Annotated in this window: 31 protein-coding genes; 3 read left to right on the top strand and 28 right to left on the bottom strand. The window is 59.0% G+C overall.

The window, feature by feature from the left end; genetic code table 11:
* The first annotated feature begins 24 nt into the window (after nt 1–24).
* Genes leuS through holA form a run of 3 tightly spaced genes read left to right on the top strand, consistent with a single transcriptional unit; the run spans nt 25 to nt 4,219 of the window.
* A complete protein-coding gene (gene leuS, locus K6117_RS04550) occupies nt 25–2,562 on the top strand; it encodes a leucine--tRNA ligase (RefSeq protein ID WP_221792515.1) in 2,538 nt (845 codons plus the stop codon).
* A complete protein-coding gene (gene lptE / locus K6117_RS04555; protein ID WP_221792516.1) occupies nt 2,559–3,185 on the top strand; it encodes an LPS assembly lipoprotein LptE in 627 nt (208 codons plus the stop codon). Before leuS ends, lptE begins: the two co-directional genes overlap by 4 nt.
* Complete coding sequence (gene holA / locus K6117_RS04560; protein WP_221792517.1) at nt 3,185–4,219, top strand: DNA polymerase III subunit delta; 1,035 nt, start codon at nt 3,185–3,187, stop codon at nt 4,217–4,219. The genes lptE and holA overlap by 1 nt, the downstream gene beginning before the upstream one ends.
* Here holA and K6117_RS04565 read toward each other — a convergent pair.
* From K6117_RS04565 to rpsL, 28 genes are all read right to left on the bottom strand, one after another.
* Nucleotides 4,216–5,181 (bottom strand): bile acid:sodium symporter family protein, encoded by a 966-nt coding sequence (locus tag K6117_RS04565; protein ID WP_221792518.1) that lies wholly within the window; start codon nt 5,179–5,181, stop codon nt 4,216–4,218. The two genes, holA and K6117_RS04565, sit on opposite strands and share 4 nt — an antisense overlap.
* A 5-nt stretch (nt 5,182–5,186) precedes the next feature.
* Nucleotides 5,187–5,837 (bottom strand): adenylate kinase, encoded by a 651-nt coding sequence (locus K6117_RS04570; protein ID WP_221792519.1) that lies wholly within the window; start codon nt 5,835–5,837, stop codon nt 5,187–5,189.
* Between the two features lie 66 nt (nt 5,838–5,903).
* Entirely contained in the window at nt 5,904–7,280 is a 1,377-nt protein-coding gene (gene secY, locus K6117_RS04575) for a preprotein translocase subunit SecY (RefSeq protein WP_221792520.1), read from the bottom strand.
* A gap of 157 nt (nt 7,281–7,437) precedes the next feature.
* Nucleotides 7,438–7,968, bottom strand: coding sequence for a 50S ribosomal protein L15 (gene rplO, locus K6117_RS04580; RefSeq protein WP_221792521.1), 531 nt, complete (start codon nt 7,966–7,968; stop codon nt 7,438–7,440).
* Nucleotides 7,969–8,194: 226 nt separating this feature from the next.
* Nucleotides 8,195–8,374, bottom strand: a complete 180-nt coding sequence (rpmD, locus tag K6117_RS04585) for a 50S ribosomal protein L30 (RefSeq protein ID WP_221792522.1) — start codon at nt 8,372–8,374, stop codon at nt 8,195–8,197.
* Between the two features lie 6 nt (nt 8,375–8,380).
* Nucleotides 8,381–9,100, bottom strand: a complete 720-nt coding sequence (gene rpsE / locus K6117_RS04590) for a 30S ribosomal protein S5 (protein ID WP_221792894.1) — start codon at nt 9,098–9,100, stop codon at nt 8,381–8,383.
* Nucleotides 9,101–9,102: 2 nt separating this feature from the next.
* Complete coding sequence (rplR, locus tag K6117_RS04595; RefSeq protein WP_221792523.1) at nt 9,103–9,459, bottom strand: 50S ribosomal protein L18; 357 nt, start codon at nt 9,457–9,459, stop codon at nt 9,103–9,105.
* Nucleotides 9,460–9,462: 3 nt separating this feature from the next.
* Nucleotides 9,463–9,996 carry a 50S ribosomal protein L6 gene (rplF, locus tag K6117_RS04600; RefSeq protein ID WP_221792524.1) on the bottom strand — a complete coding sequence of 178 codons (534 nt, stop codon included), beginning with the start codon at nt 9,994–9,996 and terminating at the stop codon, nt 9,463–9,465.
* Nucleotides 9,996–10,391 (bottom strand): 30S ribosomal protein S8, encoded by a 396-nt coding sequence (rpsH, locus tag K6117_RS04605; RefSeq protein WP_221792525.1) that lies wholly within the window; start codon nt 10,389–10,391, stop codon nt 9,996–9,998. Before rpsH ends, rplF begins: the two co-directional genes overlap by 1 nt.
* A 13-nt stretch (nt 10,392–10,404) precedes the next feature.
* On the bottom strand, nt 10,405–10,710 hold the full coding sequence (rpsN, locus tag K6117_RS04610) for a 30S ribosomal protein S14 (RefSeq protein WP_221792526.1): 306 nt from the start codon (nt 10,708–10,710) through the stop codon (nt 10,405–10,407).
* A gap of 34 nt (nt 10,711–10,744) precedes the next feature.
* Nucleotides 10,745–11,323: a 50S ribosomal protein L5 gene (gene rplE, locus K6117_RS04615; protein ID WP_221792527.1), complete on the bottom strand. Its 579-nt coding sequence runs from the start codon at nt 11,321–11,323 to the stop codon at nt 10,745–10,747.
* The gene (gene rplX / locus K6117_RS04620) at nt 11,316–11,636 is read right to left on the bottom strand and encodes a 50S ribosomal protein L24 (RefSeq protein ID WP_221792528.1); all 321 of its coding nucleotides are present in this window, start codon (nt 11,634–11,636) and stop codon (nt 11,316–11,318) included. Before rplX ends, rplE begins: the two co-directional genes overlap by 8 nt.
* Nucleotides 11,636–12,004: a 50S ribosomal protein L14 gene (gene rplN, locus K6117_RS04625; RefSeq protein ID WP_221792529.1), complete on the bottom strand. Its 369-nt coding sequence runs from the start codon at nt 12,002–12,004 to the stop codon at nt 11,636–11,638. The genes rplX and rplN overlap by 1 nt, the downstream gene beginning before the upstream one ends.
* Before the next feature lie 15 nt (nt 12,005–12,019).
* Complete coding sequence (gene rpsQ / locus K6117_RS04630) at nt 12,020–12,280, bottom strand: 30S ribosomal protein S17 (protein ID WP_221792530.1); 261 nt, start codon at nt 12,278–12,280, stop codon at nt 12,020–12,022.
* Nucleotides 12,281–12,294: 14 nt separating this feature from the next.
* Entirely contained in the window at nt 12,295–12,501 is a 207-nt protein-coding gene (gene rpmC / locus K6117_RS04635; protein WP_221792531.1) for a 50S ribosomal protein L29, read from the bottom strand.
* A gap of 10 nt (nt 12,502–12,511) precedes the next feature.
* Entirely contained in the window at nt 12,512–12,934 is a 423-nt protein-coding gene (gene rplP / locus K6117_RS04640) for a 50S ribosomal protein L16 (protein WP_221792532.1), read from the bottom strand.
* Between the two features lie 63 nt (nt 12,935–12,997).
* Nucleotides 12,998–13,693: a 30S ribosomal protein S3 gene (gene rpsC, locus K6117_RS04645; RefSeq protein WP_221792533.1), complete on the bottom strand. Its 696-nt coding sequence runs from the start codon at nt 13,691–13,693 to the stop codon at nt 12,998–13,000.
* Nucleotides 13,694–13,695: 2 nt separating this feature from the next.
* Nucleotides 13,696–14,079: a 50S ribosomal protein L22 gene (rplV, locus tag K6117_RS04650; RefSeq protein ID WP_221792534.1), complete on the bottom strand. Its 384-nt coding sequence runs from the start codon at nt 14,077–14,079 to the stop codon at nt 13,696–13,698.
* A gap of 3 nt (nt 14,080–14,082) precedes the next feature.
* Complete coding sequence (rpsS, locus tag K6117_RS04655) at nt 14,083–14,358, bottom strand: 30S ribosomal protein S19 (RefSeq protein ID WP_221792535.1); 276 nt, start codon at nt 14,356–14,358, stop codon at nt 14,083–14,085.
* A 3-nt stretch (nt 14,359–14,361) separates the two neighbouring features.
* Nucleotides 14,362–15,198, bottom strand: coding sequence for a 50S ribosomal protein L2 (gene rplB, locus K6117_RS04660; RefSeq protein WP_221792536.1), 837 nt, complete (start codon nt 15,196–15,198; stop codon nt 14,362–14,364).
* A 13-nt stretch (nt 15,199–15,211) separates the two neighbouring features.
* Nucleotides 15,212–15,514, bottom strand: a complete 303-nt coding sequence (locus K6117_RS04665; protein WP_221792537.1) for a 50S ribosomal protein L23 — start codon at nt 15,512–15,514, stop codon at nt 15,212–15,214.
* Nucleotides 15,507–16,130, bottom strand: coding sequence for a 50S ribosomal protein L4 (gene rplD, locus K6117_RS04670; RefSeq protein WP_221792538.1), 624 nt, complete (start codon nt 16,128–16,130; stop codon nt 15,507–15,509). The genes K6117_RS04665 and rplD overlap by 8 nt, the downstream gene beginning before the upstream one ends.
* 5 nt (nt 16,131–16,135) lie before the next feature.
* Complete coding sequence (rplC, locus tag K6117_RS04675) at nt 16,136–16,888, bottom strand: 50S ribosomal protein L3 (RefSeq protein WP_221792539.1); 753 nt, start codon at nt 16,886–16,888, stop codon at nt 16,136–16,138.
* Between the two features lie 188 nt (nt 16,889–17,076).
* On the bottom strand, nt 17,077–17,388 hold the full coding sequence (gene rpsJ, locus K6117_RS04680; protein WP_221792540.1) for a 30S ribosomal protein S10: 312 nt from the start codon (nt 17,386–17,388) through the stop codon (nt 17,077–17,079).
* Nucleotides 17,389–17,525: 137 nt separating this feature from the next.
* Nucleotides 17,526–18,716, bottom strand: coding sequence for an elongation factor Tu (gene tuf / locus K6117_RS04685; protein ID WP_221792541.1), 1,191 nt, complete (start codon nt 18,714–18,716; stop codon nt 17,526–17,528).
* Nucleotides 18,717–18,832: 116 nt separating this feature from the next.
* Entirely contained in the window at nt 18,833–20,908 is a 2,076-nt protein-coding gene (gene fusA / locus K6117_RS04690) for an elongation factor G (protein ID WP_221792542.1), read from the bottom strand.
* A gap of 59 nt (nt 20,909–20,967) precedes the next feature.
* Nucleotides 20,968–21,438 carry a 30S ribosomal protein S7 gene (gene rpsG, locus K6117_RS04695; RefSeq protein ID WP_221792543.1) on the bottom strand — a complete coding sequence of 157 codons (471 nt, stop codon included), beginning with the start codon at nt 21,436–21,438 and terminating at the stop codon, nt 20,968–20,970.
* A gap of 75 nt (nt 21,439–21,513) precedes the next feature.
* Nucleotides 21,514–21,885, bottom strand: a complete 372-nt coding sequence (gene rpsL / locus K6117_RS04700) for a 30S ribosomal protein S12 (protein ID WP_221792895.1) — start codon at nt 21,883–21,885, stop codon at nt 21,514–21,516.
* Between the last annotated feature and the right edge of the window lie 326 nt (nt 21,886–22,211).

Below are 22,211 nucleotides of genomic sequence, written 5' to 3' on the forward strand. Positions count from 1 at the left end.
CAAAAACAGGTTCGGAATTTTCGGATGACCAACACGCGCTTCAACCCCAAATCGGCGGATGCGCGCTGGCAACAGACATGGGACGAGCGCCAGACGTTCCGTGCCAATGATGCCAGTGACAAGCCCAAGGCCTTTGTGCTGGAGATGTTCCCTTATCCATCGGGACGCATCCATATGGGCCATGTCCGCAATTATACGATGGGCGACGTACTCGCCCGCTATAAGCGGATGACCGGGCATGAAGTGCTGCACCCGATGGGTTGGGACGCCTTCGGCATGCCCGCCGAAAATGCGGCGATGGAGAAAAAAGTCCATCCCGGCAACTGGACCCGCGAAAACATCGCCTCAATGCGCGCGCAGTTGAAGCGCCTGGGCTTCGCGCTTGATTGGAGCCGCGAACTCGCGACCTGCGAACCCGAATATTACGGCCATGAACAGTCCCTGTTCCTTGATCTTTATGCGGCTGGCCTCGTCTATCGCAAGGAATCGGCGGTCAATTGGGACCCGATCGACATGACCGTGCTCGCCAATGAGCAGGTGATCGACGGGCGTGGCTGGCGTTCCGGCGCGCTGGTCGAAAAGAAGAAATTGAGCCAGTGGTTTCTCAAGATCACCGACTTTGCCGATGAACTGCTGGAAGGTCTCGACACGCTCGATCAATGGCCGGAAAAGGTCCGGCTGATGCAGGAAAACTGGATCGGCAAGTCGAAGGGCATGCAATTCCGGTTCAACTTCGTCGGCAACACCGATGGGTTCGAGGTGTTCACCACCCGCCCCGACACCCTGTTCGGCGCGAGCTTTGCGGCGATTTCGCCGGAACATCCGATTGCGAAGAAGCTGGCCGAAAATGCACCGGATCTCGCCGCGTTCATCCTTGAATGCCAGCAATCCGGCACCGCCGCCGCCGATATCGAAACGGCGGAAAAGAAGGGCTTCAACACCGGCCTGTCGGTGCAGCACCCGCTTGATCCGGATTGGCATTTGCCGGTCTATGTCGCGAATTTCGTGTTGATGGATTATGGCACCGGCGCGGTCTTCGGCTGCCCGGCGCATGATCAGCGCGACCTTGATTTCGCGCGCAAATATGAACTGCGCGTCACCCGCGTGGTGGCGGAAGGCGATGACACCGACCCGCATTTCGCGGGCGACACGGCCTATACCGGCCCCGGCCAGATCGTGAACTCCCATTTCCTCAACGGCATGAGCGTCGAAGATGCCAAGGCCGCCGTGATCGGCAGGGCTGAGTCCGAAGGCTGGGGTAAGGGCACAACCGTGTGGCGGCTGCGCGACTGGGGCGTCTCGCGCCAGCGTTATTGGGGTACGCCCATCCCGTTCATCCATTGCGATGATTGCGGCGTGGTGCCGGTGCCGAAGGACCAGCTCCCCGTCACGCTGCCGGAAGATGTCAGCTTCGACGTGCCGGGCAATCCGCTTGATCGTCACCCGACATGGAAGAACGTCCCCTGCCCGTCCTGTGGCAAGGCGGCGCGGCGCGAAACCGACACGCTCGATACGTTTGTCGATTCAAGCTGGTATTTCATCCGCTTTGCCAGCCAGCCCAATGATCAGCCGTTCGACCGCGCGATTGCGGAACAATGGCTGCCGGTCGGCCAATATATCGGCGGGGTCGAACATGCGATCTTGCATCTGCTTTATGCCCGTTTCCTGACGCGCGCGCTCCATCGCATCGGCAAGATCAACGTGACCGAGCCGTTCAAGGGCCTGTTCACGCAGGGCATGGTGACGCACGAAACCTATTCGATCACCGATCCCGATACTGGCCAGCCGCTCTATTTCAGCCCTGCCGAGGTGCATCGCATCGATAGCGGCGCAATGGTCGTGACCGGCAGCGGCGGAACCGAAGTGGACGTGGGCCGCGTGATCAAAATGTCCAAGTCCAAGAAGAACGTCGTCGATCCCGATGAGATCATCGATCAATATGGCGCGGACGCAGTGCGCTGGTTCATGCTGTCCGATAGCCCGCCCGAACGCGATTTGCCGTGGACAGAAGCAGGCATCGAAGGCTGCTGGCGCTTCATCAACCGCTTGTGGCGGATCGTCGACGGGCGCGATGACAATGCGCAGGGCGAGGACAAGGCGCTTGATCGCAAATTGCACCAGACCATCGCAGGCATTGCCAGCGATGTCGAAGGACTGGGCTTCAACAAGGCCGTGGCCAAGCTGCACGATCTGGCGAACAGCATCGAAAAAGCGGGCAATACCGCCAGCAAGACCATCGCCATCAAGACGCTGGTGCGCCTGATTGCCCCGATGGCCCCGCATCTCGCGGAAGAAGCATGGGCCGCGATCAACGGCACCGGCCTTGTCGCCGATGCCGCATGGCCGACCGTCAACCCGGCCCTGCTGGTCGAGGATGAGGTCAATATCGCCGTGCAGGTCAATGGCAAGCTGCGCGATACGCTGACCCTCGCCAAGGGGCTGGACAAGGCCGCATTGGAGGCCGCCGCGCTTGCGTCGGAAAAAATCATCCGCACGCTGGATGGAGCCACCCCGAAAAAAGTGATTGTCGTGCCGGACCGGCTGGTCAATATCGTCGCATGATCCGTCGCCTTTTGCCTTTATTCGCCTGTGCGATCCTTCTGCCCGGCTGCGGCCTGCGCCCCGTCTATAGCGGCGGGTCGAACAGCACCGTCGCCAATGTGCTGAACTCGGTGGAAGTCGGGCCAATCGATGGCAAGGCGGGCTGGATCATGACCCAGCAACTGAAACAGCGCCTCGCCCCGGTCCCGAAGGGTAGCGGCACCTATCGCCTCAATATCGATCTGAATGATCAGTTGACCAGCTTCGGCATCAGCCTCGACAACTCCGTCTCGCGCGAACGCCGCACGCTCCGGGCGCATTACACGCTGGTGGATAATGCGACCGGCAAGATGGTGTTGCAGGCCACCGCCAGTTCGGAAGCCGGGATCGATCTGACCCAATCCGATTTCGCCACCATCGCCGCCGAAGAAATGGCGCTCGACCGGCTGAGCATCGATCTTGTCGATCAGATCACCACCCGGCTGGCCCTGTTCGCAAAAAACCCCTCCGCCGAACAAGATCTGTCGCCAGCGCAAAACCTGTCGCCAGAGCAACGCCGGGCAGCAGAGCAACGCCTGTTAGCAGAGCAAAGCCAGGCGGACGCCATCTGCCAGCCCGGCGAACAATGCCAGCCCGCTAAATAATGCTCGTCAAACTGCCTGAAATGCAACGGGCGCTGGCGGCGGCTGCGCCCGACATTCGGCTATATCTTTTTTACGGGCCGGATGAATCCGCCTCCAATGAACTGGCGAACAGCCTGACAGCCGCCCTTGGCGCTGGCACCGAACGGCTGGACATGACCGGCGCGCAATTGAAGGACGACCCTGCCCGCCTCGCGGATGAGGCCGCGGCCTTTTCGATGTTTGGCGGGCAACAACATATCCGCGTGACCGGCAGCGGCGATGAACTCGTCCCGGCTGTCACTGCCCTATTGGAACTGCCGCAGACCAATCACGCCGTGACCATCGTCACCGGCACGCTGCGCAAGGATGCCAAATTATTGAGCTTGGTCCGCGACCATCCGCACACGCGCTGCCTTGAAAGCTATGTCCCCGGCGGACAGGATGCGACCGCATTGGTCCGCGCCCTTGCTGCCACCTCTTTCCTCCGCGTCGATCAGGATATCGCCAGCCGGCTGACCGAAATGGTCGGTAATGACCGGGCGCTGATCGCCCGCGAGATCGAAAAATACGCGCTTTACCTCGATGCCGATGAAGGCGCGGTGCGCACACTCGATCACGACACGATCGACCTGCTCGGCGCAGATAATGATGAGGGCAATGTGGGCGCGATCGCCAATGCCGTGTTTGCGGGCGATCCGGACACCCTCACCCATGAACTGGATCTGTTCGCGACGGCCTCCTCGCCTGCGGCCATGATCATCCGCGTGCTGATGCGCCGCGCCCATCTCCTGCTCGGCCTTGCGCAGGACATGGCGACAACGGGCCGCAGCGCCTCTGACACGGTCGAGGCGCGGGGCAAGGCGATCTTTTGGAAAGACAAGCCGTCGATCAAGGTCCAGCTCAGCCGCTGGCCGCTCGCCCGGCTCGAAACCGCGCATAGCCGCTTGCTGCAACTGGAGCGCGACGATCGTGGGCCACAGGCGCTGGGCATGACCCGGCTGGGCGAGGAACTGTTCACGCTCTGCCGACAGGCGGCGCGCGCCGGACGGCGTTAAACGCCCTCTCGCCCCAATCGCCGCGCCAGAATCGCACAGACGATCAACTGGATCTGGTGAAAGATCATCAACGGCAACAGTGCCAAGCCGACCGCGCCGACCGGCAGCAACACCTTGGCCATCGGCACCCCGGCGGCAAGGCTCTTTTTCGATCCGGCCATCAGCATCGCAATCCGATCCGCCCGGTCGATTCCGGCCAAGCGGCTCGCCCACCAGCCAATGCCCATGACCAGCGCCAGCAACACGCCACACAGGCCCATCAGTATCGCCAGCTCGCTCACACCCACCTGCGACCAGATACCGCCCACCACAGCGGCTGAAAACGCCGCATAGACCGCCATGATGATCGTGCTACGGTCGGTCAGGCTGACCAGCCCCTTATGGGCCGACACCCAGCCAATAAACAAAGGTCGGAGCAATTGGCCCGCGACGAAGGGTAGGAACAATTGCCACAGGATGCGGTCGAACTGATCGAGACCGATGCCCTCGCCCCCCCGCGTCCCGATCAACAGCCCCGCGATCACCGGCGTCAGCGCCATGCCCAACAGGTTCGATAATCCCGCCGCCGTCACGGCCGCCGCGACATTCCCGCGCGCAATCGAGGTAAAGGCGATGGAGGACTGCACCGTCGACGGCAGTGCGCACAAAAACAATACCCCCAGCCACAAGGCAGGCGTTAACAGTCCCGGCAACAGATAATGCAGTCCCAGCCCCAAAAGGGGAAACAACACAAAGGTCGTGGCAACAATCGCGCCATGCAGCCGCCAGTTCACCAACGCCGCCCATAAGGCGTCACGCGGCAATTTCACCCCATGCATAAAAAACAACAGCATGATCGCGGCTGTCACCAGCCCATCGACCCATAAGGCAACAACACCCTGTGCGGGCAGCAACGCCGCCAGCACCACCGCGCCCAGCAGGGCCGCGATGAACGGCTCCGGCAACCAGCGCGGCCATGCCATCGGGCTTATCCCTTCAGAATCGCCTCAATCGCGGTGCTGACCAGATCGATATCGGCCATGCCGTCAACCTTGGCCACCAGACCGCGCGATTCATAGATTGGCAGGATCGGTGCGGTCTTGGCGCGATATTCGGCCATGCGGGTGCGGACAGTCGCTTCATTGTCATCGGGACGACGCTTGAACTCAGTCCCACCGCATTGATCGCAAACGCCTTCAACCTTTGGCTGCAGATAGCGGTCATGATAGCCCTGATTGCACGTCGCGCAGGTATAGCGACCAGTGATGCGATCGACCAATGCGTCTTCATCGACCACCAGTTCAATGACATGATCAAGCTTGCGTCCACGTGACGACAGGATCTCATCCAGCGACAGCGCCTGTGCCTCGGTGCGCGGATAGCCGTCAAAGATGACGCCCTTGCCTGCGCCCAAACGATCCAGCTCTTCACCGATGATCCCGGACACGATCTCATCCGACACCAGTCCGCCCGCATCCATCACCGCCTTGGCCTGCAAGCCGGTGGGCGTCCCCGCCTTCACCGCCGCCCGCAACATATCGCCGGTGGAGAGCTGCACCATGTCATGCTCGTCTTGAAGACGACTCGCCTGCGTGCCCTTGCCTGCGCCCGGAGGGCCCAACAAAATGATGTCCTTCATGCATCCCCCTTGTGAGCGACTTTGAATGCAGCGACGGATGCATGTCCCGTCGCGCGGTTATAGATATTAGCGGGTGGTCCGACCGGTCTTCAGCTTCGCCTTCTTGATCAAATTCCCATATTGATGGGCGATCAGATGGCTTTGAATCTGACTCACGGTGTCCATCGTGACGTTCACCACGATCAACAGGCTAGTCCCGCCAAGATAAAATGGAATACCCATGCGCGAAATCAGGAATTCCGGCGCAAGGCACAGCACGGTCAGATAGGCCGCGCCAATCACGGTCACGCGGGTCAGCACATAATCGAGATAGGTCTCGGTATGTTTGCCCGGACGAATGCCCGGAATGAACCCGCCATAACGCTTGAGATTTTCCGCCGTTTCTTCCGGATTGAACACCACCGCCGTGTAGAAAAAGCAAAAGAAGATGATCCCGGCGGCATAAAGCGCCATGTACAAGGGCGAACCATGCTGCAACGCGCTGGTGATCGTCAGCAGGATTTCATTGCCGGTGCTGTCGGTCGCGCCCTTGCTGGCCGTGCCCGCAAATTGCGCGATCGTCAGCGGCAACAACAGCAATGACGATGCAAAGATCGGCGGAATCACGCCTGCGGTATTGATCTTGAGCGGCAGATGCGACTTGTCAGCCTGCATCATCCCGCGCTGCGTTGCACGCTTGGGATATTGGATCAGCACACGACGCTGCGCGCGTTCCATGAAGCAAATGCCCCAGATCAGGCCAATCGCCAGCACCAACACGCCGATGATGATCAGCGGCGACATCGTACCGGTCCGGCCACCTTCAAACACCTTGGCGAGCGAAGTCGGCAAATGCGCGACAATCCCGGCCATGATGATGAGCGACACGCCATTACCGATGCCGCGACTCGTGATCTGCTCACCCAGCCACATCAGGAACATCGTCCCGCCAATCAAGGACACGACAGCCGTCATCCGGAACAACATACCCGGTTCAACCACCGCGCTCACGCCCTGCGACGCCCCCCAGCTCTCCAAGCCCACCGCAATGGTATAGGCCTGAAACGCGGTCAGCAGCACCGTGCCGTAACGGGTATATTGGTTGATCTTTTTACGACCTGATTCGCCTTCTTTCTTCAAAGACTGCAGCGAAGGCACCAACGTCGTCCCCAACTGCACGACGATCGACGCGGTAATATAGGGCATGACACCGAGCGCGATGAGGCTCATCCGCTCCAGACCACCACCAGAAAAGGTGTTGAAGAAATCAAGCACACCGCCCTTGGTCGTCTCGAACAGGCTCGCCATGGCGACCGGATCGATCCCCGGCAGCGGCACGAAACTCAGAAACCGGAATACCACCAACGCGCCCAGCGTGAACCAGAGCCGATTTTTCAGCTCCGCCGCTTGGGCAAAATTACCGAGGTTCATGTTGGCGGCCATATTTTCCGCAGCGGATGCCATAGGTCTGACCTTATTAGAACGAGTGGGCTGGAAAGAGTGACGAAACGAAGCCCGAAAGACTCCGAAAAAATAAAAGGCGGCGAAGAGCGTAATGCCCTCGCCGCCTCATATACTCAGTGGATCGACAATGTCTAATCCTACCGACAAAATCAGGCGATTAGCCCTTTTTCGCCAGCCGTGCCGCGCGGGACACGCCCTTTTTCGCGGCAGCCTTTTCGCCAGCCGGGACAACGACGATCACGTCAACCGAACCGCCAGCCGCTTCAACCGCAGCCTTTGCCGCAGCCGACGCACCAGCAACCTTCAGGTTGATCTTCGCGCTGATCGCACCCTTGCCGAGCAAACGCACGCCGTCCCTGCCACCACGGGCAACGCCAGCAGCCTGCAACGCGGCGTGATCGATCACAGCCGAGATGTCGAGCTTGCCGCCTTCAACCAGCTTCTGGAGCTGGCCGAGGTTCACTTCAGCATAGTCCTTGCCGAACGGGTTGTTGAAACCACGCTTAGGCAGACGCATGTGAAGCGGCATCTGACCGCCTTCAAAACCCTTGATCGAGACGCCCGAGCGGCTCTTCTGACCCTTCTGGCCTCGACCAGCGGTCTTGCCCACGCCCGAACCGATACCACGGCCGACGCGGACGCGACCCTTGCGGGCGCCATTATTGTCACGGAGTTCGTTGAGTTTCATGATGTTGCACTCGCTTTCGCTATGTTCGCGCTGCTGGGGTAACCCAGCATAGTTAAACTTGGCCCGGACAGATCCGGGCGATGATATTTCCAAAACCGATCACCCGGCATTGGAAAAGAGCTTGCGCCCTTAACGTCAAATCCCGCCCGTGTCGAGCCATTTGCAATATCCCAAGAGGAAGACCGCAAATTCAGCACCGACACGAACGGGATAGAGACTTTTTGGTTTAGCCTTCCAGGACTTCAACCATGTGGCGAACCTTGCGGATCATACCACGGACTTCCGGGGTATCTTCGAGCTCACGCACGCGGTGCATCTTGTTCAGGCCGAGGCCGATCAACGTGCCACGCTGATCGTCGGTACGGCGGATGGGCGAACCCGTCTGCTTGATCTTGATCTTCGCCATATCGAATTACTCCGCGATCGCTTCGGCGGCTGCTTCGGCTTCTGCCACCGATGCACCACCACGACCCAGCAAATCGGCAATCTTCTTGCCGCGACGCTGTGCCACCGATTTGGGGCTGGTCTGTTCCTTGAGCGCCTCAAAGGTGGCGCGGATCATGTTGTACGGGTTGGAAGTACCGACCGACTTGGTCACCACGTCCGCAACGCCCAACGATTCGAAGATGGCGCGCATTGGGCCACCCGCGATGATCCCGGTTCCCTGCGGTGCCGAACGAAGCGTCACGCGGCCTGCGCCGAAGTGACCCTTGCCGTCATGATGCAGGGTGCGGCCTTCACGCAAAGGCACGCGCACCATCGCCTTTTTGGCGGCGGCAGTTGCCTTGGTGATGGCTTCCGGCACTTCGCGTGCCTTGCCATGGCCAAAGCCAACGCGGCCCTTGCCATCGCCAACCACGACGAGCGCGGCGAAACCAAAGCGCTTACCGCCCTTAACCGTCTTCGAAACGCGGTTGATGTGAACCAGCTTTTCGATCAGTTCTTCGCCCTGCTCTTCCGAGCCACGACGATCGTCACGACGGCCACGGCCGCCTTCACGGCCACGACCGCCAGCGTTGCGGTCGTTGCCGCCACGCCCACGGCCGCCACGGCCACGATTTTCGTTCGGTGCGGCGTCGGCCGACGCACCTTCGGCGCCTGCGGCAGCCTGGATGTTTGCTTCGTCTGCCATCATCAAAACTCCAGTCCGCCCTCACGGGCAGCATCGGCCAGCGCTTTCACGCGGCCATGGAACAGGAAACCACCGCGGTCGAACACGACCTTGGTAACGCCAGCGGCCTGGGCCTTCGCCGCGACGCGCTTGCCGACTTCGGCAGCCGCTTCGCAGGTCGTGCCGACCTTGCCACGGACGTCCTTGTCGAGCGTCGAAGCTGCAGCAACCGTATGACCCTGAGTATCGTCGATAATCTGGGCATAGATATGCTGGCCGGAGCGATGGATCGAAAGGCGGGGACGTTGACCACCCTTGGCCCGCAACGCAGTGCGGACGCGCTGGCGGCGCTTTGCAAAGGCTGAAAGAATTTTTGCCATGGCTTACTTCTTCTTCCCTTCCTTGCGGAAAATGAATTCCCCGCGATACTTGATGCCCTTGCCCTTATAAGGCTCCGGCTTGCGCCAGCGACGGACTTCAGCCGCGAACTGGCCTACCATCTGCTTGTCGTTGCCGCTGATTTCGACCGTGGTCTGATCCGGGGTCTTGACTTCAAGACCTTCCGGGATCGCCATATCGACATCATGCGAATAGCCGAGCTGGAGCTTCAGGTTCTTGCCCTGCGCGTTGGCACGATAGCCGACGCCGGTGATTTCCAAGGTCTTCGAAAAGCCCGAGGTCACGCCGTTGATCAGGTTCTGGATCAGCGTCCGCTGCATGCCCCAGAAGGAGCGTGCACGCTTGGTGCTGTTGATCGGCTGGACCGAAATCGAGCCTTCTTCCAGTGCATAAGTGACTTGGTCAGCGAGCGGAATCGAAAGCGTGCCCTTCGGACCCTTTACCGACAGCTGGCCGCCGTCGATCGACGCCGTCACCCCAGCAGGGATCGGGACAGGTTTCTTACCAATGCGGCTCATCAGAATACCTCCGCAAGCACTTCGCCGCCGACGTTCTGGTCACGCGCTTCCGCGTCAGACAGAACACCCTTAGGCGTCGAAACAATCATGATGCCCAGGCCATTGCGGACACGCGGCAATTCCTTGCTGCCGGAATAAACCCGACGGCCCGGCTTCGACACGCGCGACACATGCTGGATCGCGGGGCGGCCTTCAAAATACTTCAGTTCGATACGGATACCGTCATGACCACCAACCTGTTCGTCGGTGTAGCCACGGATGTAACCTTCGCGCTGAAGCACGTCGAGCACGCGAGTGCGGAGCTTGGACGCGGGGGTTACCACGCTGTCCTTCTTCGCCTGCTGCCCGTTGCGGATGCGGGTGAGCATATCACCCAATGGATCGGTCAATGCCATCTTACGACTATCCTTACCAGCTCGACTTGGTGAGACCGGGGATCAGGCCCATGTTGCCCAGTTCCCGCAGCTGCACACGACACAGCCGGAATTTACGATAATAGGCACGCGGACGGCCCGTCACTTCGCAGCGGTTACGCACGCGGGTGGGGTTCGCGTTGCGCGGAACTTCTGCCAGCTTCAGCCGGGCGATCAGACGCTCGGTTTCATCCAGGCTTTCATCAGCCGCAACAGCCTTCAGACGCGCATATTTGCCGGCATATTTCTTGACCAGCTTTTTACGCTTTTCGTTCTTATTAATCGAACTCAGTTTCGCCATGACTTAAGTTCTCGCTCCTTTCGGCAAGGACGGCTCAGGCCGCCTGCTGGGATTCCTGTTCCACCGGGAAGGGGAAGTTGAAGAGACGCAGCAATTCGCGCGCTTCTTCATCGGTCTTCGCAGTGGTGGTGACAATAACATCCATGCCGCGCACCTTGTCGATGGCGTCATAGCTGATTTCTGGGAACACCAGCTGTTCCTTCAGGCCCATGGCATAATTGCCACGACCGTCGAACGACTTGGGGTTCAGGCCGCGAAAGTCACGAACGCGCGGCAGCGCGATGGTGATCAAGCGATCCAGAAATTCATACATATTGTTACGGCGCAACGTGACCTTGCAGCCAATCGGCATGCCTTCACGCAGCTTGAAAGTTGCGACCGACTTCTTGGCCTTGGCGATCACCGGCTTTTGACCAGCAATCAATTCCATTTCCGCAGCAGCGATTTCAACTTTCTTCTTATCCTGGGTTGCTTCGCCCACGCCCATGTTGAGGACGATCTTACCGAGCTTCGGCACTTCCATGATATTCTTGTAGCCGAACTTTTCCATCATCGCCTTGGCGATGGTGTCTTCGTACAGCTTTTGCATACGAGGCTTGTAAGCATCAGCCATTGATCGTCTCCCCGGACTTGACGGCAACACGAACCTTCTTGCCATCCTTGACCTCGAAACGGACACGCGTCGGTGCACCAGTCTTAGGATCGGCAATCGCGACCTTCGAAATGTGCATCGGTGCTTCAGTCCGTTCCAGACCACCTTGCGGGTTGGTCTGGGTCGGCTTGCGATGGCGGGTTGCCACATTGACACCCGCTACGACGACCTTGCCTTCTTTCGGCAGGGCCTTGGTGACTTCACCGGTCTTGCCCTTGTCCTTACCGGACAGAACGACAACCTTGTCACCCTTTTTGATCTTGGCAGCGGCCATTACAGCACCTCCGGCGCAAGCGAGATGATCTTCATGAAGTTCTTGGCGCGCAGTTCGCGAACGACTGGGCCAAAAATACGGGTGCCGATCGGCTCCTCATTCTTGTTGACCAGCACGGCAGCGTTACCGTCGAAACGGATCACCGAACCATCAGCACGCTGAATGTCCTTGGCGGTCCGAACGATCACGGCACGATGCACGTCACCCTTCTTCACTTTACCGCGCGGTGCGGCTTCCTTGATCGAGACGACGATGACATCACCCACGCCGGCGAACCGACGCTTGGAACCACCGAGCACCTTGATGCACTGGACGCGCTTTGCACCCGAGTTATCGGCCACATCGAGATTTGACTGCATCTGAATCATTTGTCAGTCTCCTCTTTACGCGGCAGCCGGGGCATCAGCGCCACCGACCTTTTCAACGACGGTCCAGGTCTTCAGCTTGGAGACCGGTGCGCATTCTTGAATGCGAACGGTTTCACCTTCCTTGAAGACATTACCCTCGTCATGGGCATGATATTTTTTCGACCGACGGATGATCTTGCCATAGAGCGGATGTTTCACCTTCCGCTCTACCAGCACGACCACGGTTTTGTCACCCTTGTCGGAGACAACCGTCCCGGTCAGCACACGCTTCGGCATGTTGTTGCTCCTTCTTAGGCCTGAGCCGAAGCGCTTACGCGCTCCGTCTGCAGGGTCTTGATCTGGGCGATGGTGCGGCGCACCTCGCGAATGCGTGCCGGCTTCTCGAGCTGGTTCGTTGCCGACTGGAAGCGCAGATTAAACTGCTCACGCTTCAGTTCGGCAAGCTGTTCAACCAGCTGGTCGTCGGTCTTCGTCTTGAGATCGGCAATCTTGGCCATGACCATCACCTCAGAAAACTGATTCACCAAGGCGGGCAACCACCTTGGTTTTAATCGGGAGCTTTTCCATCGCACGTTCAAACGCGACGCGAGCGAGCGGACCCGGTACACCATCAAGTTCAAACAAGATACGACCCGGCTTAACGCGGGCTGCCCAGAATTCGGGCGAGCCCTTACCGGAGCCCATGCGGACTTCGGCAGGCTTTGACGAGACCGGCACGTCCGGGAAAATACGGATCCACAACCGGCCCTGACGGCGGATGTGACGCGTAATTGCACGACGTGCGGCTTCGATCTGGCGAGCCGTAATACGGTCCGGTTCAAGGGCTTTCAGCCCGAACGTGCCAAAGTTGAGCGTTGTACCGCCCTTGGCATCGCCATGAATGCGGCCCTTATGGGCCTTACGGAATTTAGTGCGCTTTGGTTGCAGCATTTCTATTCGCCTTCTGACACCGTTGAGTTCGGCCGATCAGGCGACGGGGAAAGGGATAAACCCTTACCGCGCCGGCCGGACCCCCGATGTTTGAGCTTCCATCATCAGCCGATCCTGGGCCATCGGATCATGACCAAGGATTTCACCCTTGAAGATCCAGACCTTGATCCCGCACACGCCATAAGCGGTGTGAGCTTGAGCTTCGGCATAATCGACGTTCGCGCGCAGCGTATGCAGCGGCACGCGACCTTCACGATACCATTCGGTACGAGCGATTTCCGCGCCACCGAGACGGCCAGCGCAGGTGATCCGGATGCCTTCAGCACCCAGACGCAGCGCCGACTGCACGGCCCGCTTCATCGCACGACGGAACGCGATACGACGCTCCAACTGATCGGCAACGCCTTGGGCGACGAGCTTGGAATCGATTTCCGGCTTGCGAATTTCGACGATGTTCAACGACACATCCGAACCGGTCATCTGGCTGAGCGTGCGGCGCAGCTTTTCGATGTCCGCACCCTTCTTGCCGATGATGACGCCGGGACGTGCTGCGAATACCGAGATGCGGCACAATTTGGCCGGACGCTCGATAACCACCTTGGAGATCGCAGCCTGTGGCACGGTCTTCATGATGAACTTGCGCAGCTTGATGTCTTCGAGCAGCAGCTTGCCATATTCCTGGCCTTCTGCATACCAACGGCTGTCCCAGGTGCGGTTGATCTGAAGCCGCAGACCGATCGGGTTTGATTTCTGACCCATGATTATTCTCCGGCTTCTTCAACTTCGCGGACAACCACGCGAATGCGGCTGAACGGCTTCAAGATGCGGGTCGAACGGCCACGAGCACGCGTTGCGAAACGCTTCATCGTGATCGCCTTGCCGACGCTTGCTTCCTGTACGACCAGGGCGTCCACATCAAGGTTGTGGTTGTTCTCGGCGTTTGCGATCGCGGAAGCGAGGCACTTACGCACATCAACCGCCATGGCCTTCGTGGAGAAGGACAGGATGTTGAGGGCGTCAGCCGCCTTCTTGCCGCGGATCAGGCCAGCGACGAGGTTCAGCTTGTAAGCCGAACCACGCACGGCGGTGTTGACAGCCAAGGCTTCCTTGTCGCCTACGCGACGGGGGCTTGCGGGTTTGGACATGTCTTACCTCTTGCCCTTCTTATCGGCCGCGTGGCCCGGGAAATACCGGGTCGGGGCGAATTCGCCGAGCTTCATGCCAACCATGTCCTCGTTCACGAGAACCGGCACGAACTTACGGCCATTATAGACGCTGAACGTCAAGCCAACAAACTGCGGGAGGATGGTGGAACGACGCGACCAGGTCTTGATCGGGGCGCGACCACCAGCTTCCTGGGAAGCCTCGGCCTTTTTCAACAAATGCAGGTCGACAAAGGGACCTTTCCAGACGGAACGGGCCATGGCTTACCTCTTCTTCTTCGCATGACGCGAGCGGATGATGAACTTATCCGTCGCCTTGTTGGAACGGGTACGGGCGCCCTTGGTCGGCTTACCCCATGGCGTCACCGGATGGCGACCACCTGAGGTCCGGCCTTCACCACCACCATGCGGGTGATCGACCGGGTTCTTTGCAACACCGCGGGTCAGCGGACGCTTGCCGAGCCAGCGGTTACGACCGGCCTTTGCAAGGTTCTGGTTGGCATTGTCCGGGTTGGACACAGCACCGACGGTGCCCATGCAATCCGCACGCAGATAACGCTGTTCACCCGAGTTCAGGCGAACGATGACCATGCCGCGGTCACGACCGACGACCTGAACATAAGTACCAGCAGCGCGAGCGATCTGACCGCCCTTGCCCGGCTTCATTTCCACATTGTGGACGATGGTGCCGACTGGAACCTGACCGAGTTCCATCGCATTGCCCGGCTTCACGTCGCACTTCTTGGCGGCGATGATCTGGTCACCGACAGCGAGACGCTGCGGCGCGATGATGTAGGTCTGTTCGCCGTCTTCGTAATTCACCAAGGCGATGAATGCCGAACGGTTGGGATCGTATTCCAGGCGTTCGACGGTCGCTGGCATGTCCCACTTACGACGCTTGAAGTCGATGAAGCGGTACTTCTGCTTGTGACCACCGGCAATACCACGTGCAGTGGCATGACCCATGTTGTTACGACCACCGGACTTGCGCTTACCTTCGGTCAGCGCCTTAACCGGCTTGCCCTTCCACAGGCTGGACTTGTCGACGAGAATCAGGCCACGGCGGGCCGGGCTCGTCGGATTATAATGCTTGAGTGCCATCTTGCTTCAGCCCTCAGATCGTGGTGGTGACGTCGATGGTCTGGCCTTCAGCCAGCGTCACGATCGCCTTTTTGAAATCCGACCGCTTGTACGGACGGCCCTGCCAGCGCTTGGTCTTGCCCTTGGTGACGATGGTGTTCACCGCCTTCACCTTGACATTGAACAGCGCTTCAACGGCAGCCTTGATCTCGGTCTTGGTTGCGTCATCCGCAACCTTGAACACCACCGCGTTGTTTTCGGAAAGAAGCGTGGCCTTTTCCGTGATGTGAGGCGCGAGCACCACATCATAGTGACGGATATTGACTGCATTAGCCATTGAACCGCGCCTCCAGCTTTTCGACAGCAGCGCGCGAAAGCACCAGCGTGTCATGTTTCAGGATGTCATAGACATTGGCACCAGCCGCCGCCATGACATTGACCTTGTGCAGGTTGGCAGCCGCCAGACGGAAACCGTTGTTCACGCTTTCACCGTCGATGACCAAAGCCGAAGTGAGACCGAGCTTGTCGAGCGAACCCTGCAGCAATTTGGTCTTCACATTGGCCATTTCCAACGTGTCGAGGATCAGCAGCTTGCCGTCACGTGCCTTGCTCGAAAGCGCCATCTTCAGACCCAATGCACGGATCTTCTTGTTCAGGCTGTTTTCGAACACACGAGCACGCGGACCATGCGCCTTACCACCACCGATAAAGATCGGGGCGCGACGATCGCCGTGACGAGCAGTACCACCGCCCTTTTGACGACCAAACTTCTTGCCGGTGCGTGCCACATCGCTACGCTCACGCGCAGCACGTGCTGGACCACGACGGTTATGAAGCTGCCAGGTCACCACGCGGTGGAGAATGTCCGCGCGCGGTTCGAGGCCAAAGATGTCATCGTTAAGTTCGATGTCACCAGCAGCAGCCGCATCGAGGTTTTGAACCTTGATTTTCATGGCGCTCAGCCCTCCTGGTTTTCAGCTGCTTCAGGCGCTTCGGCCTGAACCGGCGTTTCCGCAGGTGCAGCGTTGTTGGTGGCAGCAGCCTTGAGGCCAGCCGGATACGGCGCTTCAGCCGGGCGGGACACCTTCATCGCATCCTTGACGGTGAGCCACGTGCCCTTATGGCCCGGAACCGAACCCTTGATGAAGATCAGGCCGCGATCGGCGTCAGTCAGCACGACTTCCAGATTCTGCTGGGTGCGCTGACGGTCGCCCATGTGGCCGGCCATCTTCTTGTTCTTGAAAACCTTGCCCGGATCCTGGCGCTGACCAGTCGAACCGTGCGAACGGTGCGAAACCGACACACCGTGGGTGGCGCGCAGACCGGCGAAACCCCAACGCTTCATCGCACCTGCAAAACCCTTACCCTGGGTATGACCGGAGACATCGACCATCTGGCCAACGACATAATGATCCGCTGAAATTTCCGAACCGACGTCAAGCAGGGCGTCTTCCGTCACGCGGAATTCGACCAACTGCGCCTTCGGCTCCACTTCCGCCTTGGCGAAATGGCCGCGTTCCGGCTTCGTCAGATTCTTAGGCTTTGCAGCGCCAGCACCAAGCTGAACTGCCACATAACCATCACGATCCACCTCGCGGCGGGCTACTACCTGCACGTTGTCCAGCTGCAGAACGGTAACCGGCACATGCCGTCCGTCCTCCTGGAACAGGCGGGTCATCCCCACCTTACGTGCGATCACGCCAGTGCGCATGATCTTATTCTCCCATTACAGAGGCCCGCCGGCACCATTGCCTGCGGGCGTGATCCAACCCAAAAAAGAAAACGTCGCCCCGTCCGGGCTAGGTTCCTCCTGCATGTTGCCATGCAAAAGAAGAGACGGGGGACGCAGGACCCGATCTAAAAGAAGACCGGCGGTATCCCTTGCTCGTACCGGCCTTATTAGGCCAGCTTGATCTCAACGTTAACGCCAGCGGCGAGGTCGAGCTTCATCAGCGCGTCGACCGTCTGGGGCGTTGGCTGCACAATGTCAAGCAGCCGCTTGTAAGTACGGACCTCGAACTGCTCGCGCGACTTCTTGTCGACATGCGGACCGCGGTTCACGGTGAACTTTTCGATGCGCGTCGGCAGCGGAATCGGGCCACGGATCAGTGCGCCGGTGCGCTTGGCGGTTTCGGCAATATCGCCGGTAGCCTGATCAAGCACGCGGTGATCAAAGGCCTTGAGGCGAATGCGGATATTCTGCGTTTCCATGGTAAATCCCAAATTCCACTATCGATGCGAAAGAGCCAAAAAACAAACAACCCCCAAAAAGCTTGGCGCCGGGGGCGGTTTGCCAAAAAATTTCTCACCGCCCGACTCTCGCGAATCAGGCGGTGAGCAAGCCTATATTACTTCTGGATGCTGGCGACAACCCCTGCACCAACGGTGCGGCCACCTTCACGGATCGAGAAGCGCAAGCCCTCTTCCATGGCGATCGGGGCGATCAGCTTGACACCGAGGGTGACATTGTCACCTGGCATGACCATTTCGGTGCCTTCTGGCAACACGACTTCACCGGTCACGTCCGTGGTACGGAAGTAGAACTGCGGACGATAGTTCGCGAAGAACGGGGTGTGACGACCGCCTTCTTCCTTCGACAGCACATAGACTTCCGACTGGAATTCGGTGTGCGGCGTGATCGAACCCGGCTTGGCCAGAACCTGACCACGCTCAACGTCTTCACGCTTGGTGCCACGCAGAAGCGCGCCGATGTTATCGCCAGCCTGGCCCTGATCGAGCAGCTTGCGGAACATTTCAACACCGGTGACGACGGTCTTGACCGTGTCCTTGATGCCGACGATTTCGACTTCTTCACCAACCTTGACGATACCGGTTTCAACGCGGCCCGTCACAACGGTACCACGACCCGAGATCGAGAACACGTCTTCGATCGGCATCAGGAACGGACGATCGAGCGGACGTTCCGGCTGCGGAATCCAGTCATCAACAGCCTGCATCAGCTTGAGAACGGCTTCACGGCCGATTTCCGGCTTCGTGTCGTTCAGTGCGCAAACAGCCGAACCCGGGATCACCGGAATGTTGTCGCCGTCAAAGTCATAAGACGACAGCAATTCGCGGATTTCGAGCTCAACGAGTTCGAGGATTTCAGCGTCATCAACAAGGTCAACCTTGTTCATGAACACGACGAGCTGCGGCACGCCAACCTGACGAGCAAGCAGGATGTGCTCGCGGGTCTGCGGCATCGGACCGTCGGTGGCGGACACGACGAGAATCGCGCCATCCATCTGTGCGGCACCGGTGATCATGTTCTTCACATAGTCAGCGTGGCCCGGGCAATCGACGTGCGCATAGTGACGCTTTTCGGTTTCATATTCGACGTGTGCGGTCGAAATCGTGATACCACGTTCACGCTCTTCCGGTGCCTTGTCGATGTTCGCATAGTCAACGAACGTCGCGCCGCCGGTTTCAGCGAGCACCTTGGTGATCGCGGCAGTCAGCGAGGTCTTACCATGGTCGACGTGACCGATGGTGCCAATGTTGCAGTGCGGCTTGTTCCGCTCAAATTTAGCCTTAGCCATGTTTTCCTACCTTCTTGTTCACCTATGATGGACAAAGCACATAAAAGCGCGGCCATCAGAGTTCTGACTCCGGCGCGAACGCCCGATGCGCCCGCGCCATTAGCATGTTTTTTCAGTTATGCCAGCTTTGCTTTCACTTCGTCGGCAACATTCTGCGGCACTTCATCATAGTGAGAGAAGTGCATCGAGTACTGCGCGCGTCCCTGAGTGAACGAACGCAGCTGGTTCACATAGCCAAACATGTTGGCCAGTGGGACCATTGCTTCAAGAACCTGCGCGTTACCGCGGCTGTCCGTGCCCTGAATCTGGCCACGGCGGGAGTTCATGTCGCCGATGACGTCGCCCAGATAATCTTCCGGGGTAACGACTTCGACCTTCATGACAGGTTCAAGCAACTTGATGCCGGCCTTCTGCGCGACTTCACGCATCGCAGCGCGGCCAGCAATTTCGAACGCCAGTGCCGACGAGTCGACATCGTGATAGGCACCGTCGGTCAGGTGGATTTCGAAATCGATGATCGGGAAGCCGATCAACGAGCCCGAAGCAGCGGTTTCGCGCATGCCCTTTTCGACGCTGGGGATATATTCCTTCGGAATGTTACCGCCCTTGATTTCGTCGAAGAAGGTGATGCCCGAACCACGTTCGCCCGGCACAACCGTAACCTTGACGCGACCGAACTGACCCGAACCACCCGACTGCTTCTTGTGGGTGTAATCGATGTCGACCTTCTTCGCGAGATATTCGCGATAGGCCACCTGCGGCGCGCCGACATTGGCTTCGACCTTGAATTCGCGCTTCATGCGATCGACAAGGATTTCAAGGTGAAGTTCACCCATGCCCTTGATGATCGTCTGGCCCGATTCATGATCGCTCGTGACGCGGAACGACGGATCTTCGCGTGCAAGACGATTGAGCGCGACGCCCATCTTTTCTTGGTCAGCCTTGGTCTTCGGTTCCACCGACAGCTCGATCACGGGTTCCGGGAACTCCATGCGTTCGAGAATGATCGGGTTTGCCTGATCGCAGAGCGTATCGCCAGTGGTGGTGTCCTTCAGACCCGCCAGCGCCACGATGTCGCCTGCATAGGCCACCTGAATGTCTTCACGGTCATTGGCATGCATCAACAGCATGCGGCCAACCTTTTCCTTCTTGTCCTTGACCGAGTTCAGGCACTGCGATGCAGTTTCCAGCTTACCCGAATAGATACGGGCAAAGGTCAGGGTACCGACGAAAGGATCGTTCATGATCTTGAACGCGAGCGCCGAGAACGGTGCTTCATCCGAAGGCGCACGCGTATCAGGCGTTTCGCCATCGAGCTTCACGCCTTCGACCGGCGGAATATCCAGCGGCGAAGGGAGATAGTCGACAACGGCGTCGAGCAACGGCTGAACGCCCTTGTTCTTGAACGCCGAGCCGCACAGCACTGGCACGAACGAGAAGTTCAGCGTGCCCTTGCGGATCAGCTTGGTCAGCGTTTCGACGTCCGGTTCATTGCCTTCGAGATAGGCTTCCATGGCATCATCGTCTTGCTCGACGGCCATTTCGATCAGTTCCGAACGCATCACCGCAGCCTTATCGGCCAGATCAGCAGGGATATCCTGATATTCGAACTTCGCGCCCAGCGATTCGTCGAGCCAGACAATCGCGCGGTTACGCACGAGGTCGACAAGACCCTTCAACTGGCTTTCGATGCCGATCGGAATGTAGAGGACGAGCGGACGAGCGCCGAGGCGATCGCGGATCATGTCCACGCACATTTCGAAATTGGCGCCGGTGCGGTCAAGCTTGTTGACGAAGCACATGCGCGGCACTTTGTACTTTTCAGCCTGGCGCCACACGGTTTCGGACTGCGGCTCAACGCCGGCAACGCCGTCGAAGCAAGCCACGGCACCATCGAGCACGCGGAGCGAACGTTCGACTTCAATCGTGAAGTCCACGTGGCCCGGGGTATCGATGATGTTGATCCGGTGATCGTTCCAGAAGCAGGTCGTCGCAGCAGACGTGATCGTGATCCCGCGCTCCTGTTCCTGCTCCATCCAGTCCATCGTCGCGGTGCCTTCATGCACTTCGCCGATCTTGTAGGACTTGCCGGTATAATAAAGGATACGCTCCGTCGTCGTGGTCTTGCCAGCGTCGATGTGCGCCATGATCCCGATGTTACGGTATTTTTCGAGCGGATGGCTGCGGGCCATGTCAAATCTCCGAAAGGGTAAAGGGTCGTTGCAATAACGACCCTTTTGTTACGCTGATATTACCAGCGGTAATGCGAGAACGCGCGGTTCGCTTCGGCCATGCGATGCGTGTCTTCACGCTTCTTGACCGCGTTGCCGCGATTGTTCGATGCATCGAGCAATTCACCCGAAAGACGACCAGCCATGGTGTTTTCCGAACGGTTGCGCGCCGCCGTGATGAGCCAGCGAATAGCCAGCGCCTGCGCACGATCCGGACGCACTTCGACCGGCACCTGATAGGTAGCACCACCAACGCGACGGCTGCGGACTTCGATGCCCGGCTTTACGTTGTTGAGCGCTTCATGGAACACAGCCAACGGATCCTTCTTGGCGCGCGCTTCGACGGTTTCGAATGCACCATAGACGATCTGTTCAGCGACGGACTTCTTGCCGTCCAGCATGACGCTGTTCATGAACTTGGAGAGAACCTGATCTCCGAACTTAGGATCAGGCAGGATTTCCCGCTTCTCGGGACGACGACGACGTGCCATTTTGAATTCCTTATATCAGCCAGAACCCCGTTGCCAGGGCGGATCATTGCCAGACCAAAAGTCTGGCCGACCACATTACTTCGGACGCTTTGCACCGTATTTGGAACGGCTCTGCTTGCGATCCTTCACACCCTGCGTATCCAGCACGCCACGCAATACGTGGTAGCGGACACCCGGAAGATCTCGCACACGGCCGCCGCGGATCAGCACAACGCTGTGTTCCTGGAGGTTGTGGCCTTCGCCGGGGATGTAGCTGATGACTTCGCGCTGGTTGGTCAGACGGATCTTCGCAACCTTACGAAGTGCCGAGTTCGGCTTCTTCGGGGTCGTGGTGTACACGCGGGTGCAAACGCCGCGCTTCTGCGGGTTGGCATCCATGGCGGGAACCTTGGAGTTGACCACCTTGGGGGTGCGGCCCTTGCGGACCAGCTGGTTGATTGTTGGCATGAAGCCCTTCACCTTTTCAGTTACTGTGATGACACTCTTGGTTCCGATCCTCGCAAACACCCCCATGGCGCCCGGAATCACGAAACACGAAAGAACCCCGGCGGTGATAACACCCCCCAGGCCCTCACAAGCTCAACACTGTTCAGCTCTTTAGACCGGAAATCCGGGAAAAATGCCGACTCATCGACACTCCCCCCATCTCCGGGCTGCGCGGCCTCTACCTGCCCTGCCGCAAAAGGTCAATGCCGACCTCCCCCATCTCCGTCTCATTTCATTCCGCATTCGCGACCCATTCCGCTTGCTCGACCTGCGCAAATTTGGAACAA

The organism is Alteraquisediminimonas sediminicola (assembly GCF_019740335.1).
In the GTDB taxonomy this organism is placed as follows: Bacteria; Pseudomonadota; Alphaproteobacteria; order Sphingomonadales; family Sphingomonadaceae; genus Alteraquisediminimonas; species Alteraquisediminimonas sediminicola.

Coding starts and splice junctions, on each gene's coding strand:
- leuS (WP_221792515.1), top strand. CDS start 25: ATGACCAACACGCGCTTCAACCCCAAATCGGCGGATGCGCGCTGGCAA.
- lptE (WP_221792516.1), top strand. CDS start 2,559: ATGATCCGTCGCCTTTTGCCTTTATTCGCCTGTGCGATCCTTCTGCCC.
- holA (WP_221792517.1), top strand. CDS start 3,185: ATGCTCGTCAAACTGCCTGAAATGCAACGGGCGCTGGCGGCGGCTGCG.
- K6117_RS04565 (WP_221792518.1), bottom strand. CDS start 5,181: ATGGCATGGCCGCGCTGGTTGCCGGAGCCGTTCATCGCGGCCCTGCTG.
- K6117_RS04570 (WP_221792519.1), bottom strand. CDS start 5,837: ATGAAGGACATCATTTTGTTGGGCCCTCCGGGCGCAGGCAAGGGCACG.
- secY (WP_221792520.1), bottom strand. CDS start 7,280: ATGGCATCCGCTGCGGAAAATATGGCCGCCAACATGAACCTCGGTAAT.
- rplO (WP_221792521.1), bottom strand. CDS start 7,968: ATGAAACTCAACGAACTCCGTGACAATAATGGCGCCCGCAAGGGTCGC.
- rpmD (WP_221792522.1), bottom strand. CDS start 8,374: ATGGCGAAGATCAAGATCAAGCAGACGGGTTCGCCCATCCGCCGTACC.
- rpsE (WP_221792894.1), bottom strand. CDS start 9,100: ATGGCAGACGAAGCAAACATCCAGGCTGCCGCAGGCGCCGAAGGTGCG.
- rplR (WP_221792523.1), bottom strand. CDS start 9,459: ATGGCAAAAATTCTTTCAGCCTTTGCAAAGCGCCGCCAGCGCGTCCGC.
- rplF (WP_221792524.1), bottom strand. CDS start 9,996: ATGAGCCGCATTGGTAAGAAACCTGTCCCGATCCCTGCTGGGGTGACG.
- rpsH (WP_221792525.1), bottom strand. CDS start 10,391: ATGGCATTGACCGATCCATTGGGTGATATGCTCACCCGCATCCGCAAC.
- rpsN (WP_221792526.1), bottom strand. CDS start 10,710: ATGGCGAAACTGAGTTCGATTAATAAGAACGAAAAGCGTAAAAAGCTG.
- rplE (WP_221792527.1), bottom strand. CDS start 11,323: ATGGCTGATGCTTACAAGCCTCGTATGCAAAAGCTGTACGAAGACACC.
- rplX (WP_221792528.1), bottom strand. CDS start 11,636: ATGGCCGCTGCCAAGATCAAAAAGGGTGACAAGGTTGTCGTTCTGTCC.
- rplN (WP_221792529.1), bottom strand. CDS start 12,004: ATGATTCAGATGCAGTCAAATCTCGATGTGGCCGATAACTCGGGTGCA.
- rpsQ (WP_221792530.1), bottom strand. CDS start 12,280: ATGCCGAAGCGTGTGCTGACCGGGACGGTTGTCTCCGACAAGGGTGAC.
- rpmC (WP_221792531.1), bottom strand. CDS start 12,501: ATGGCCAAGATTGCCGATCTCAAGACGAAGACCGACGACCAGCTGGTT.
- rplP (WP_221792532.1), bottom strand. CDS start 12,934: ATGCTGCAACCAAAGCGCACTAAATTCCGTAAGGCCCATAAGGGCCGC.
- rpsC (WP_221792533.1), bottom strand. CDS start 13,693: ATGGGTCAGAAATCAAACCCGATCGGTCTGCGGCTTCAGATCAACCGC.
- rplV (WP_221792534.1), bottom strand. CDS start 14,079: ATGTCCAAACCCGCAAGCCCCCGTCGCGTAGGCGACAAGGAAGCCTTG.
- rpsS (WP_221792535.1), bottom strand. CDS start 14,358: ATGGCCCGTTCCGTCTGGAAAGGTCCCTTTGTCGACCTGCATTTGTTG.
- rplB (WP_221792536.1), bottom strand. CDS start 15,198: ATGGCACTCAAGCATTATAATCCGACGAGCCCGGCCCGCCGTGGCCTG.
- K6117_RS04665 (WP_221792537.1), bottom strand. CDS start 15,514: ATGGCTAATGCAGTCAATATCCGTCACTATGATGTGGTGCTCGCGCCT.
- rplD (WP_221792538.1), bottom strand. CDS start 16,130: ATGAAAATCAAGGTTCAAAACCTCGATGCGGCTGCTGCTGGTGACATC.
- rplC (WP_221792539.1), bottom strand. CDS start 16,888: ATGCGCACTGGCGTGATCGCACGTAAGGTGGGGATGACCCGCCTGTTC.
- rpsJ (WP_221792540.1), bottom strand. CDS start 17,388: ATGGAAACGCAGAATATCCGCATTCGCCTCAAGGCCTTTGATCACCGC.
- tuf (WP_221792541.1), bottom strand. CDS start 18,716: ATGGCTAAGGCTAAATTTGAGCGGAACAAGCCGCACTGCAACATTGGC.
- fusA (WP_221792542.1), bottom strand. CDS start 20,908: ATGGCCCGCAGCCATCCGCTCGAAAAATACCGTAACATCGGGATCATG.
- rpsG (WP_221792543.1), bottom strand. CDS start 21,438: ATGGCACGTCGTCGTCGTCCCGAGAAGCGGGAAATCCTGCCTGATCCT.
- rpsL (WP_221792895.1), bottom strand. CDS start 21,885: ATGCCAACAATCAACCAGCTGGTCCGCAAGGGCCGCACCCCCAAGGTG.